Source organism: Streptomyces sp. PH10-H1, from assembly GCF_030063355.1.
Lineage (GTDB): Bacteria > Actinomycetota > Actinomycetes > Streptomycetales > Streptomycetaceae > Actinacidiphila.
Map to the genome: position 1 here is coordinate 1 of NZ_JASISZ010000130.1, position 12,960 is coordinate 12,960.

The following is a 12,960-nucleotide window of genomic DNA, read 5'->3' on the forward strand; positions in this document are numbered from 1 at the left end:
CACCCAAGAACAAGTTCGCGATCAAGCGCCGAGACCGGCCCCGCACCCCCAGTAACGTCCACTACACGATCAACGTCACCAGACAGCGGCCCTCACCTGCGGAAACGGCTTAACTCACCGGCATTGCTGTGAGCAGTGCAATTCTGCTCCGAAATAGGGGGTCAATTCGCGCAACGCCTGAGCCCGTTCGACGGCGGATCTCCGGTGGAAGTCCTGGACTGAATCAGTACGCCGTGGTCGTACCCGGCTCAGCGGGGATCGACCGGCGGCCAGGGCGAACATCTGATGGCCTGGCGTGAGCTTTCCTGGATGCCCTCTGCCTTGCGCTCCCCGCGTGATGGCAGGGCATCCTCATGATGCAAGGTCCCCGCAAAGCCCATCCGTGCCCACGTAAAGAATTACATGATCGGCCGGACACGGGTCAGCTGGTCACCACGTTGGTGGCCTGATACACCTGTGGCTCGGTGTCCGGGACTCCGGCCTCTCGCAACAACGGCGCGAGCTTCTCGCCGAACCGCTGGAACGCCTGCTCGGATTCCCAGACATCCACCACGAACCACCCATGGGGGCTGGGCCCGGCGGCGTGCGAGATCAGGCCGGGCTCCGGAAAGTCGGAGAGCGACCTGACCCCGCCCTGCCCACCGCTCAGCTTCTCCGTCACCTGCTCGTACTGGGCCTGGGTGCCACCAATGATGTCGAACACCGTGATGATCGCCATAGTGTGCTCGCTTTCGGTCGACTGTTGCCCCCTCCACCAGTCGACCAGCCTGCGGAACGGCACGCGCGGGGAGCACCGCCATACGGAGGAGCGCCGGACGAGCCCGTCACTCCCGGCTCAGCATGGCGGGCTGCCTCAGGGAGCGCGGCCGCAGTACGGCCCAGCCGAGCTGACGACGGTGGGGTAGGAGCCGGCCAGCAGGGGAGTGAACAAGCCGGTTCCTGAGCCGAGTTCCGGGACGCTGCGCGTCGTTTCAGTGATGGTGTTCGTTGTGGCCGTCGGTTCCGCCCGGAGCCTGGTGCTTGCTGTGGCCGGACGCCCGCTGCCCGTGGTCGGCATCCTGGCCGGTGTGCTCCCCGTCGTGCCCGCTGTGATCGGTGTCGGGTGCGCCGCCCATCATGCGCAGCATCTCCATGCCGCCGGTGCGCCAAAATCGTACGAGGAGGGCTGCGGCGAGGAGGAGGAAGGCGATGTTGAGCCAGGTGGTGTAGTTCCAGGTGACGCCTTCCATGGGGATCGTCGCGTCGGCCTGGTCGGGGATGAGGCCGAGGCCGCCGAAGGCGAATTCGACGATGTATCCGGCGGTGACCATGGCCGCATAGAAGGTGCCGAGCAGGAAGAGGGTCATCCTCGCGCCGTAGTACTTCCGGTAGATGTTGAGGATCGGGAGGATCAGCAGGTCGGCGAAGATGAACGCCGCGACGCCGCCGAAGCTGATGCCGCCCTTCCACAGCACCACCGCCAGCGGGACGTTGCCGATGGAGCAGACGAACGAGGCGATGGCGACCAGCGGACCGACCAGCGGTCCCCAGAGCTTGGACGCCAGCGGGTGGCCGTCGAAGAAGAACGTGCGCCAGAAGGAGTCCGGCACCCAGGCCGCGATGGCACCGGCGATCAGCAGGCCGATCACCAGGTCCTTCAGGATCGCCGCCCACTCCATGGCGAAGACATGCGCGACCGAGGTGAAGCCCTCGCGCGAGAACAGCCGACGCGCGAAGGAGCCTTGGCGCTGGACGGACATGTCCATCGCCGCGTGGCCCTCCATGGATCCGGCCAGCCCGTGCTCGGCCTGCTCCCGCGCCTGCCGCAGGAGTGTGTCGCGCAGGAAGATGCGGAAGAGCACCGCCAACACCACGATCATGATGGGGCCGCCGACGAATTCCGCCGCCGTGAACTGCCAGCCCATCAACAGAGCCAGGATCACGCCCAGTTCGACGACCAGGTTGGTCGAGGCGATCTCGAAAGCCATCGCCGCGGTGAAGTTCGCACCTTTGCGGAACAGTGAGCGGGCCAGCGCCACCGCCGCGTAGGAGCAGGACGAGGAGGCCGCGCCCAGGCCGGCGGCGAGCGTCAGCGTACGGGGCCGGTCGTCCCCGAGCAGGCGGACGATCGTGGACTTGCGCACCACCGCCTGCACGACGGCGGACAGCGCGAAGCCCAGGATCAGGGCCCAGGTGATCTCCCAGGTCATCGACCCGGCAATGGACAGGGCGTGGGTGATCGCGTGCATGGGGACGCTCCGTTCGCCGCGGGGGATTCAGCGGGACGATGTGGGGCCGGGCAGCGGGTCGATCAGCCGGGCTGCACGCCAGGTGGCAGGCGGTGGGGTGATCAACGCGGTGGCCATGGCCAACTCCCGGGGAATGACGCGCGTGCAGATACTCGGAAGTCAGGAACTTATACCCCGCCGGGGTATATGTACAAGGCGTACAGTGCGCGTGGCGGGTGGCCGGGCGCTGTTCCCCGCTCGGCTTCCGGCCCTACTCCGCCGCGGCGTCGCCGACGGGCCTGCTCCACTTCTCCTCGATCCGCGCCAGCCGCCACACCAGCAGGGCCACGGTCCAGGTGAGAGCGAACAGGCCTACCACGACGTACCCCACCAGATTCAGGTCCAGGCCGGAGGCCCAGTCCCAGAAGGCGCCGTGCAGCCCGAACTTCTCGGCCGCGATGGACAGCAGTTCGACCGTGCCGATGAGCAGGGCGGCGGCCACCGACAGGCCGGTGATCGTGATGTTGTAGTAGACCTTGCGCACCGGGTTGGAGAACGCCCAGGCGTAGGCGAAGTTCATGAATGTGCCGTCGATGGTGTCGAGCAGGCTCATGCCGGCGGCGAAGAGCACCGGCAGGCACAAGATCGCATACCAGGGCAGCCCGGCGCCCGCGGCGCCTGCGGCCAGGAAGAGCAGGGACACCTCGGTGGCGGTGTCGAAGCCGAGCCCGAACAGGAAACCCAGCGGGTACATGTGCCAGGACTTGCTGACCGCACGCGTCGCCCGCCCCAGGATCCGGCTCATGAATCCGCGGTTGTTGAGCTGCTGTTCCATCGCGGCCTCGTCGTAGGAGCCGGACCGCATCCTCGCGAAGACCTTGACGATGCCGACGAGGATCACCAGGTTGAAGGCGGCGATCAGATAGAGGAAGACGCCCGAGACGGAGGTCCCCACCAGCCCCAGCGTCGAATGCAGGCCGGAGCCGTCGTCCTGCACCGGCCCGGCCAGGGAGCGTACCCCGAACGCGAAGAGCAGTGCCAGGCCGAAGACGACCGAGGAATGGCCCAGGGAGAAGAAGAACCCGACGCCCAACGGGCGCTGGCCCTCGGCGAGCAGCTTGCGGGTCGTATTGTCGATCGCCGCGATGTGGTCGGCGTCGAAAGCGTGCCGCATGCCCAGGGTGTACGCCGTCACGCCGATCCCGATGCCGAACGTGCCCTGCGCCCCCATGCTGTAGCCCTGGCGGGACGCGTACAGCAGCACTCCCCAGCCCACCACGTGCAGCGCCAGCACGGCGCCGGCCAGGCCGCCCAGGCTCAGCCACTCCCGGCGGCTGAGCATGTCGCGTATCCGGCGCGACGGCGCAGGAGCGGGGGTGAGGGTCTGAGCAGTCATACGTGGTCCTTGGTGCAGGCGGTCGGACGCTGACAGGCGCCTGGGCCATCTGACCATGGCCGCGTGGGCTGTGTAACTGCGAGAGGTGTGCAGCAGCAAGCCTTTCCCCAGTCTTTGCGATCGCGCAGCAGGCTTTGCGATCGCGCAGCGTGTCGCGGCCCGGCTGGACGGAGGGGGCGGAGGGGGCAGGTGTGAGAGGCCGGCTGTCGCCGTACCTCTCACACCTGTGCGCTCAGCTCTTGCCGAGCAGCTTGTTCATCTGGGCGATCTCGGCGGTCTGGGACGTCACGATGCCCGATGCCAGCTGCGTGGCGGGGGCGTAGGCGCCGGCCTGCTTCTCGGTGCCGGCCATGGTCAGGGCGCCTTGGTGGTGTCCGATCATCATGGTCAGGAACGCCGTGTCGAAGGCCTTGCCGGACGCCTTCTTGAGCTCGTCCATCTGCGCGGTGCCCATCATCCCGGGCATGGCCCCGGAGTGGTCCATGCCAGGCATCTCCATCGGGACATCCTCACCCCACGCGGTGAGCCACCCGGACATGCTCGTGATCTCCGGACCCTGCGCTTTCTTGATCTTCTCGGCAAGATCCTTGACATCGGGGGACGAGGCGCGCGAGGGGGCCAGGCCGGCCATCTCCACCGCCTGGCGGTGGTGCTGGATCATGTCCTTGGCGAACGTGGCATCGGCGGCGTTGTGTGCCGCGGACGTCGCGGATGCGGAGGCCGAGGGGGTGGAGGAGGTGGACGGCGACGGCATGTTCATGCCGTTGTGGCCGCTGTTTCCGCCGCAGGCGGCAAGCAGCAGCGCGCCGCTGGTCACAGCAGTCGCGATGACGACACGACGAGTCAGGGAACGGTGCGAACGCATAGGTGAACTCCTGGAATGGCAGAGATGAGGGCATGCCCGTATGCGATGCGGGGCCCGTCGGGCTCACATCGCCGGAGCGCGTCCTACACCCGCAGAATCTGGAGCTCGGCCAGTGAGGGTGGTGCCCGTCCCCCGGCCGCGTCGGCCGCTGCCACCGGGCACACCTGCGCGAGGAGCGCGACCTGCACCGGTGCGGGCGCCGGCGCGGGCAGGGCGGGCGTATCCGGCAAGGCGTTGGAGACGCACAGTTCGTCCGCGTGAGCGTGTCCCCCGGCGCCCTGCCCGCAGGAACCGCACATGATCGGCGCCGCGGCACCGGACGGGGCGCCGGCCTGCCGCATGTGGGCGGCCATGGGATGTTCGGCCGTAGCGGCCATCGCGGTGTGGGAGCCCATGCCGTGCATCGCCAGAATCCCGGCCAGCACGACGAGTACGAGCAGCGTGCGAGCGCGCACCAGGCGCTGCACCCGCGCCCCGTGCCCGACTCCGCTCATGGTCCTCATCGTAGGCACAGCTGCCCAGAACGCTCGACGCGGCTGCCACCGCAGAAGAGGGCGTCGTCGCAGCCGCGGGCCGCGGCGCAAGCAGGGCTGACGCAACCGCTGCTCATCTTGTCCGGATTTCTGCCTTCGGCAGGAACCCGTGCGCGCCGGGCCGCGGACCGCGCATCAGATCTCGCGCGGGTGCTCCACCGGCACGTTGGGGACGAGCAGTGGTCGCAAGGGGGTGCTGGTCAGTGCTGCCACGAGCCGCAGCAGCACCGGGCGGAGCGCGGCGTAGCCGGCCAGGGCGATACCCGCGCCGACGGCAAGGCCGACCAGGACGTCGTGCGGGTAGTGCACGCCGACCCAGACCCGGGAGGCGGCCATGAGCAGCGCGGCGACGGAGGTGAGTACTCCCAGGCGCCAGTTGACCAGGAAGACGGCGGCCGCGACCGCGCCTGCCATGGCGGCGTGGTTGCTGGGGAAGGAGTAGTCGGCCGCGCCCGGGCACGGTTCGACGGTGAACGAGCCCGCGATGGCGCGGCACGGGCGTTGCTCGGACACCAGGGTTTTGAGGGTGGCGTTGACGGCCATGGCCAGGGCGGTGGTGATCGGCGCTCCCAGTGCGGCGGCCAGTACCCGGGGGTCCGTTGCGCGCCGGGCAACCAGGCAGGCGGCCACGAGGGCGAGCCCGAACAGGACCACGCCGTAGGTGGTGTAAGCGTCGACCGCGCCGTTGAGCCAGGTCGTGTGACGGGCCAGGTGGGTGATGCGGGTGTACCAGTCGCCGTCGACGGAAGGGCCGTCGAGGGCGAGCACGCTGGTGGCGGCCAGAGCGGGGGTCATGCGCTGGGGGTCTCTTCTCAGATCGGTGCGACGGGTCGAAGGTGAGGCGGTGCGGGGATGCCGGTGCGCATGGCACACTCGGGGACGCAGGAGCTTCTACAGGGACGTAGAATCTCTACAGGACTGTAGATGATCCGTGAGGAGACGCCAACCGCCATGACCGACCGGGCAGACACCGATACCGAAACCCCGGCGGGGCGGCGGGCCAACGGCGCGCTGGAGGCAGAGATACTCGGCCTGCTCCAGACCGCGGACGCACCCCTCACCGCCGGCGAGGTCCTCGACCGCTTCGGCAGCGAGCTGGCCTACAGCACCGTGGTGACGATCTTGTCACGGCTGCACGCCAAGGAGGTCCTCACCCGCACCGCACGGGGGCGGGCCTTCGCCTACAGACCGGTCACGGACGTGCCGGGACTCGCCGCCCGGCGGATGCGCCGGACCCTGGAGGGCGAACCCGACCGCGAGGCCGTCCTCACCCGGTTCGTCGACGATCTGTCCAGCCACGACGAGCAGCTCCTGCGCCGCCTGCTGGGCCCCGACGCCGGTCCCGCCCGGTAGACGGGCCGTACCGATGCGCCTCGCTGTCTACTTCCCCCTGATCTTCCCGCTGCTGGCCGCGCTCGCGGCCCGGCCGGTGGCCGACCGGCTGCACCCACGCCCGGCCACCTGGCTGCTGACCACCTCCGCGGTGGTGCTGGCCGCCGGCAGCAGTACCGTGCTGGGGCTGCTCGCCCTGTCCGGGCTGGTCCGTATCCCGCTGGTGGCCTCGCTCGGCCACTGGCCGGCGCACTCGGTGCAACGCGACCATCCGGCATCCCTGCCCGTCGCCCTCGTCGCCGGGGTACTCCTGGCAGCCGCGGCCGCCGGGGCGGTCCGGATGGTCTGGCGCCGTGCCCGCGCCCTGTTCGCCGCGGCTCTGGAGGCCGGCTGCCTGCCGGGCCCGGACCCGCTGGTGGTCGTCGAGGACCCGGCCGCCGATGCCTACGCCATCCCCGGGCTGCCCGGCCGCATCGTGGTCTCCACCGGCATGCTCAACGCCCTCGACCCCACCGAACGTGAGGTCCTGCTCGCCCACGAACGCGCCCATCTGCGCGCCCGCCACCACCTGTTCGCGGCCGCTGCCCATCTGGCCGCCGCCACGAACCCGCTGCTGCGCCCGGTGGCCAGGGCCGTCGGCTACACGGTGGAACGCTGGGCCGACGAAGAAGCCGCCGCCGCCACCGGCGACCGCCGCCGGGTCGCCCGTACCGTCGGCAAAGCGGCTCTGGCCGCCAAACACACCACCCCCCGCCGCAGACTGCCCGCGGCCGCGCTGGGCCTCCTGGGCATCGGCCGGGGCGGTCCCCTGGCCGGAGCCGGGCCCGTGCCCCGCCGGGTCGCCGCCCTCCTCGCCCCACCGCCCCGGCTCCTGCGGCCCCTGCCGCTCCTGGCCGCAGCCGCGCTGCTGGCCGCCACCAGCCTGTGCACCCTGGAAGCCGCCCACGACCTGCACGTCCTGCTCCGCACCGACTCCACCGACTCCGCCCACTGAACCGCATCGGCGATGTCCACGGCACGGGCGGCGTCTCCGACGTCCGCGAGGCCGCCCGCCGGACGATTCCCTCATGCTCAGCCCGCCCGGGAGGACCTTCCTCATGGCCGCCGCCCCGTCCGCTCCCGCCACCGCGCGATGGCGCATCCGGCCGCTGTACGCGGCAGGGTTCACCACGGCGTTCGGCGCGCACGGCATCGCCGCCAACCTCGGCGCGTACACGCAGGACCGCATGTCGTCCCTGCTGGTGCTGGGCGCGCTGCTGGCCCTCTACGACGGTGCGGAGGTACTGCTCAAGCCGCTGTTCGGCACCCTGGCCGACAGGATCGGCGCCCGGCCGGTACTGCTCGGCGGACTGATCGGCTTCGCCGCGGCCTCAGCGGCGTTCGCCCTCTCCGACAACACCGGCCTGCTGTGGCTGGCCCGCCTCGGCCAGGGCGCCGCGGCATCGGCGTTCTCCCCTGCCGCGAGCACACTGGTGGCCCGGCTGCATCCCACCGCCAAGCGCGGCCGGGCGTTCGGGTCCTACGGCTTCTACAAGAGCATCGGCTACACCGCCGGCCCACTGCTCGGCGGCGCCCTGGTGGCCGTGGGCGGAAGTGACCTGCTGTTCGCGGTGATGGCCGGGCTCGCCCTGGCCGTCGCCGCCTGGGCCGCCCTCGCGGTCCCGGCCGTTCCCGCGCTGCCGCGCGCCCGGCAGACCGTCGTGGACCTGGCCCGGCGGCTGAGCGAGGGGTCCTTCCTGCGTCCGACGGCCGCCCTGGCCGCCGCCACCGCCGCACTGTCGGTCGGCGTCGGGTTCCTGCCGGTCTCCGGCGCGGCCGCCGGCCTCGGCCCGGTAGCCACAGGAGCCGCCGTCTCCGTGCTGGCGGCCTGCGCCGCGATCGTTCAGCCCCTGGCGGGCCGCGCCCTGGACGCCGGGCGGATCACCGCCGCCACCGGCATCGCGGCGGGCCTGATCCTTAGCGCGGCCGGCCTGGCCGCCGCGATGCTCCCGGGCCTGGCCGGTGTGCTGATCGCCGCCCCGGCCATCGGCGCCGGCACCGGGCTCATCACCCCGGTGGCCTTCACCTCACTGGCGGCCACCACCCCCGAGGAACGTCTCGGCCAGACCATGGGCGCGGCCGAACTCGGCCGCGAACTCGGTGACGCCGGCGGCCCCCTCCTGGTCGCCGCCGTCGCCACCGCCACCACCCTCACCGGCGGCTTCGCCGCCCTGGCCCTGCTCCTCGGCGCTGCCCCGCTCGCCCTTACCCGGCGGCGCCCGAAACCCTCCGCCCGGCAAGACATCTGAATGGGGTGCCGAGCGGACGGAGTTGCGCAGATCACGACACTCCCGCCCGTGCGGACTCCCGGGGCGACCATCCGGTCCGGCACTACTGGTCCGGGTTGAGCGATCCGTCGAATTCGAATACGGGGTTGGGGACGTCCTTGCCCGACTTGTCGGTGATGGTCACCAGGCCGATGAGTTTGGAGGGTCCACCGGCGACGTAGGCGGCTTCCGCCTTGACCTGCAGTTCGAACGTGCCGGTCTGTACCGTGCCGTGGTGATCGTGGAAGGTGACCATGCAGATCCAGTCGGCGCCGGATCCGACGTCGGCGACCTTCGGACCGCCGCGGTCACACGCAGCGGAGGCGGCGGTGCCCTCGACGGTGATGCCCGGTACACCGAGGATCGCGGCCTGCTGGACGTAGAGGTTCGCGAAGGTCGGTGCGAGAGCGTGTTCCACGCGGACCTTGGTGACGTCGGGAGTGCCGAGGGCGGTCGTCGTGGCCACGGCGGCGGCCACGATGCCCAGGCCCAGGCCGCGGGTGAGCAGACGGGTGCGGTTCATTGGGTCAGCCTCCGGTGATGTCGCGACGGCGCAGCGAGAAGTAGGCGTAGGCCAGGCACACGACGGTCCATGCGGCGCTGACCGCCAGGCCGAAGGTCACCGGACCGTAGAAGCGGTGCTCGGTGAGCAGGCCGTGCCAGGAATCCAGCGGTGTGGTCAGCAGGAACCGGCGGGTCAGGTCGATCCCGCCGATGCTGCCGAGCAGACTCATGACCAGGCCGAGGACGACGGGTGCGGCGACCCCCGCGGACGGGTTGCGTGTCACGACCGAGAGCAGAAGGGCCAGGGCGGTGAACCCGATCAGCGGTGCCAGGGCGGTCGCCCAGCTGGCGAGGACCAGCTGGAGTGCCGCACCGGGTGCGATCAGCTGACCGCTCAGGCCGGTCAGCGGCTGGGTGCCGATGAGCAGCACACTGGTGACGATGGTGCCGGCGGCGAGCACGATCACCGCTGTCACGGTGAACAAGGTCGCGGTCAGTGTCTTGGCCCAGAAGACCTGGCTGCGGCTGACCGACCGGGTCAGGATCGTCTTCCAGGTCCCGTGCTGGTCCTCGTTGGCGAAGATGTCACCGGCGACGAGAGACGCGAGCACGGGGAAGATCCACTGGGAGGCGAAGGCGAGGATGAACAGCGGCATCGCGTATCCGCTGGTGTGGATCTGCCAGCCGTAGATCGTGTCCTTCGGCGTCTGCTGCTGCCCGTTGAACACCGGCACGATGGCGATCGGCGCGAGGCAGCACCCTGCCCGGGGCAGTGGAAGTGGCAGTGCCGGTGGCCGTGGCGGCGGCACGGTAGCGGTCGACGATCCCGCTCACGAGCCGGCCGAGGTCCACCTCGGCGGACCCGTGGCCGGTGAACGGTTGCACGCCGACCGTGAGGAGGGTGTCGGCGAGGTCGGGGGTGTCGGCGGCTGCGGCGCGCAGCGTCTGTTCCAGCTCCGCAGCGGTTCGGGGCCGGCGCGGCGCGAGTTCCAGTTCGGTGGAGAGCAGGGTCAGCGGGGTGCGCCCGGCGACCGCGATGTCCGCGCCCAGGTGCAGGTCCTTGTCGTGCGAGCGGGTGTAGCGGGTGACCGGCATGCCGTCGGGGCCGGTGATGCGGAAGCGGAAGTCCGTCGCGGTGCCGACCGGCAGCGGTCCGGCGGGCGGGACGAGGGTGTAACCCCGCTCGGAAATCTGCAGGCCGCCCGGAGCCGTGTCGCTCTTCGTCGCGGTGTGGTCGGTGCCGTTCATGTCGTTCGCGTCCTTCGGTGTCTGTTCCGCGGTATCGCTGTGTCCGTGGGCCGGTGCGGGCTTCGATCCGGTGGGGCCGACGACGTGGCCGATCCCGAAGGAGGCGCCGAAGGTCAGCGCGAGGCCCGCTCCGAACGCGCCCACTTTGGTGACGGCCGGTGACGGTGTAGACGGCGGGGGTGTTGGACGTGGTCGTGGTCATGGCGAAGCCTCCTGATCCTCAAGGAGTCGCCGGGCTGTTCGCCGGTCGGCCGATGGAGAACAGCATACCCCTAGGGGGTATCAAGTCAAAGGGGTGTTCCGCTGGGCACTCAGGCGGCCGGGGGTCACGAGCGCACCAATCGGGCGATGGCGTCGGCCGCTTCCTGTTCAGGCGGGCGAGGTAGGCGTCCTTGTCGCTGGTGCATCCGTTCATCGCCGGGTTCTCCGATCCTTCAGGGCTAGCCGGGAATACCCCAAGGGGGTATGTTGCTCTCTCCGCCTCAATGATACCCCCCTCCGGTATAGGAGTCTGAAATGTCAACCCCAACGAACCCGGCCGATCCGCGGCGCTGGACGGCGCTCGTGCTGATCGCGCTCGCCCAGTTCATGGTGATCATGGACACGTCGATCATCGGCGTGGCCCTGCCCGACATGCAGACCGACCTGGGCTTCTCCCAGGAGAATCTGTCGTGGGTCTTCAACGCCTACGTCGTCGCCTTCGGCGGACTCCTGCTGCTGGGCGGGCGCCTCTCCGACCTGTTCGGCGCGAAGCGGCTGTTCACCGCAGGCTGGGCCGTGCTGGCCGCAGGTTCCCTGACCGCCGGACTGGCCGGCGAAGTCTGGGTCGAACTGGCCGGACGAGCGGCGCAGGGCATCGGCGCCGCGCTCATCGCTCCGTCAGCCCTGACCCTGTTGATGATGCTGTTCGGCGCCCGCCCCAAGGAACTCACCAAGGCGTTCGCGCTCTACGGCGCCGCGGCTCCGGCCGGCGGCACCGCCGGTGTCTTCCTCGGCGGGGTCATCACCCAGTACGCCAGCTGGCCGTGGGTGTTCTACATCAACATCCCCATCGCCCTCGTCGTTCTGATCGCCACACCCAGCGTCATGCCGTCCGCCACCGCCCGCCGCGGATCCATCGACTGGACGGGCGCGGTCACCGTCACCGCAGGACTCGCCACCGTCGTCTACGCCATCGTCCGCGCACCCGAGACCGGCTGGGCCTCCGCCCGGACCTGGCTCGTACTGGCCGCCGGGATCCTGCTCATCGCCACCTTCGTCGCCGTCCAGTCCAAGCGCCGCGAACCGCTGATGCGGCTGGCCATCTGGTGGGCCCCCAACCTGGCCGGCGCCAACATCGCCCAACTGCTGATGGCCGCCGCCTGGATCCCCATGTGGTTCTTCCTCAACCTCTACCTCCAGCAGGTCCTGGGCCTGGGTGCGTTCGCCTCCGGCTCCGCGCTGCTGCCCATGACGGTCGCCATCATGGTCATGATGATCGTGCTGGCGCCGCGGCTGATCGCCCGCTTCGGTCCGAAGCCGCTGATCGTCACCGGGCTGCTCGCCCTCGCCGGGGGCATGCTGTGGCTGTCCTTCGCCCGCGCCGACGGAAGCTTCTGGGTCGACGTTCTGCCCGCCTCACTGCTGGCCGCGGCCGGCATGTCACTGGCGTTCATCCCCTCCCTCGGCACCGCCCTGTCCAGCGCCCGCCCCGAGGAAGGCGGCCTCGCCGCCGGAATCGTCAACACCAGCTACCAGGTCGGTTCCGCGCTCGGACTGGCCGCCATGACCGCCGTCGCCGCCGCCCACGGCGCCCGCGAACTCGGCAACCCCACCGCCCTCACGAACGGGTTCTCCGCCGCATTCCTCGGCGCCGCCGTCCTCGCCGCCGCAGGCGCCCTCGCCTCGGCCCTCACCCTGCGCACCGCCCCCGCATCCGCCCCGGCACCCGCCGAATCGGAAACGGGTCAAAGCCAGCCGGCCGAGGCCCTCTGAGGCTCACGGCGTCAACTGCCCTTCCAAGCAGCCCGATTCACGGCCACCCGCCGGACGCGGACCCCACGTCTCCGTCCGGCGGCCCGGGCCGCACGGGCTGTCAGGTGCGGCGCAGGGCTGCCCAGGTGCCCCATCCAGCGTCGGCTTCGATGGCCTGCCAGGTGCCGGGGAGGGCGTCGGCGACCTCGTCGGCGGGCAGATGGAGAGGTCCGTCGGGACCGAGTTGGTTGATCCACAACAGAACGCCGTCGTGGTGCAGCACGCGGGCGGTTTCCTGCGGGAACAGCAGCATGTCGATGGCGACGACGGCGAGGACCCCCGCGTCGGGCAGTGGCAATCCGGCGGCGTCGGCGTGGACGCGGGCGGGGGAGCGGCCGGCGGCCTGCTGCAGTATCCGGTGGGAGATGTCGATGCTGATGACGGTGTCGAAGGCGTGGGTCAGCAGGGGAGTTTGACATCCTCTCCGCCCTAAAGGGCGGTGATTCCCTCCGTGCTGCGCAGGGATGGCGCGGTGTTTGGGTGGGTTCGTGCTTCATCGCGCTGTGTCGGAACAGGTTCCGGTCTTACCTGTGCTCCACGGGCGTTTTGGGTCTCC

13 protein-coding genes and 1 pseudogene are annotated in these 12,960 nt (G+C 70.4%); 4 read left to right on the plus strand and 10 right to left on the minus strand.

The features are described from left to right. Positions 1–421: 421 nt before the first annotated feature. From QMK24_RS39240 to QMK24_RS39265, 6 genes are all read right to left on the minus strand, one after another. On the minus strand, positions 422–718 hold the full coding sequence (locus QMK24_RS39240) for an antibiotic biosynthesis monooxygenase family protein (RefSeq protein ID WP_283471687.1): 297 nt from the start codon (positions 716–718) through the stop codon (positions 422–424). Positions 719–971: 253 nt separating this feature from the next. After that, positions 972–2,228: a permease gene (locus QMK24_RS39245; RefSeq protein WP_283471688.1), complete on the minus strand. Its 1,257-nt coding sequence runs from the start codon at positions 2,226–2,228 to the stop codon at positions 972–974. Between the two features lie 250 nt (positions 2,229–2,478). After that, positions 2,479–3,603 (minus strand): Nickel transporter NicT, encoded by a 1,125-nt coding sequence (gene nicT / locus QMK24_RS39250; protein ID WP_283471690.1) that lies wholly within the window; start codon positions 3,601–3,603, stop codon positions 2,479–2,481. Positions 3,604–3,835: 232 nt separating this feature from the next. Next, positions 3,836–4,468 carry a DUF305 domain-containing protein gene (locus QMK24_RS39255; protein ID WP_283471691.1) on the minus strand — a complete coding sequence of 211 codons (633 nt, stop codon included), beginning with the start codon at positions 4,466–4,468 and terminating at the stop codon, positions 3,836–3,838. 83 nt (positions 4,469–4,551) lie between these two features. Then, positions 4,552–4,962 (minus strand): DUF6153 family protein, encoded by a 411-nt coding sequence (locus tag QMK24_RS39260; RefSeq protein WP_283471692.1) that lies wholly within the window; start codon positions 4,960–4,962, stop codon positions 4,552–4,554. Positions 4,963–5,136: 174 nt separating this feature from the next. Continuing rightward, positions 5,137–5,796, minus strand: coding sequence for a phosphatase PAP2 family protein (locus QMK24_RS39265; protein WP_283471693.1), 660 nt, complete (start codon positions 5,794–5,796; stop codon positions 5,137–5,139). A 156-nt stretch (positions 5,797–5,952) separates the two neighbouring features. Here QMK24_RS39265 and QMK24_RS39270 point away from each other — a divergent pair, with 156 nt between their 5' ends. The 3 genes from QMK24_RS39270 to QMK24_RS39280 all read left to right on the plus strand — a co-directional run bounded on the left by QMK24_RS39270 (position 5,953) and on the right by QMK24_RS39280 (position 8,621). Continuing rightward, positions 5,953–6,354 carry a BlaI/MecI/CopY family transcriptional regulator gene (locus QMK24_RS39270; protein ID WP_283471694.1) on the plus strand — a complete coding sequence of 134 codons (402 nt, stop codon included), beginning with the start codon at positions 5,953–5,955 and terminating at the stop codon, positions 6,352–6,354. Positions 6,355–6,367: 13 nt separating this feature from the next. Next, a complete protein-coding gene (locus tag QMK24_RS39275) occupies positions 6,368–7,327 on the plus strand; it encodes a M56 family metallopeptidase (protein WP_283471695.1) in 960 nt (319 codons plus the stop codon). A gap of 103 nt (positions 7,328–7,430) precedes the next feature. Continuing rightward, a complete protein-coding gene (locus tag QMK24_RS39280; RefSeq protein WP_283471700.1) occupies positions 7,431–8,621 on the plus strand; it encodes an MFS transporter in 1,191 nt (396 codons plus the stop codon). 82 nt (positions 8,622–8,703) lie between these two features. Here the strand turns inward: QMK24_RS39280 and QMK24_RS39285 are convergent, their stop codons facing one another. From QMK24_RS39285 to QMK24_RS39295, 3 genes and pseudogenes are all read right to left on the minus strand, one after another. Next, entirely contained in the window at positions 8,704–9,162 is a 459-nt protein-coding gene (locus tag QMK24_RS39285; RefSeq protein WP_283471696.1) for a hypothetical protein, read from the minus strand. A 4-nt stretch (positions 9,163–9,166) separates the two neighbouring features. Beyond that, positions 9,167–9,838 (minus strand): annotated as a pseudogene (locus tag QMK24_RS39290) (ABC transporter permease); the annotation flags it as partial. Beyond that, positions 9,729–10,535, minus strand: a complete 807-nt coding sequence (locus QMK24_RS39295; protein ID WP_283471697.1) for a hypothetical protein — start codon at positions 10,533–10,535, stop codon at positions 9,729–9,731. The gene QMK24_RS39295 and the pseudogene QMK24_RS39290, both read right to left, overlap by 110 nt. 372 nt (positions 10,536–10,907) lie before the next feature. On the opposite strand from QMK24_RS39295, the gene QMK24_RS39300 reads away from it, so the two are divergent. Continuing rightward, positions 10,908–12,365, plus strand: a complete 1,458-nt coding sequence (locus QMK24_RS39300) for an MFS transporter (RefSeq protein ID WP_283471698.1) — start codon at positions 10,908–10,910, stop codon at positions 12,363–12,365. A gap of 100 nt (positions 12,366–12,465) precedes the next feature. On the opposite strand, the gene QMK24_RS41625 is transcribed toward QMK24_RS39300, so the two are convergent. Continuing rightward, positions 12,466–12,870, minus strand: coding sequence for a methyltransferase domain-containing protein (locus QMK24_RS41625; RefSeq protein ID WP_349307950.1), 405 nt, complete (start codon positions 12,868–12,870; stop codon positions 12,466–12,468). Positions 12,871–12,960: the final 90 nt, after the last annotated feature.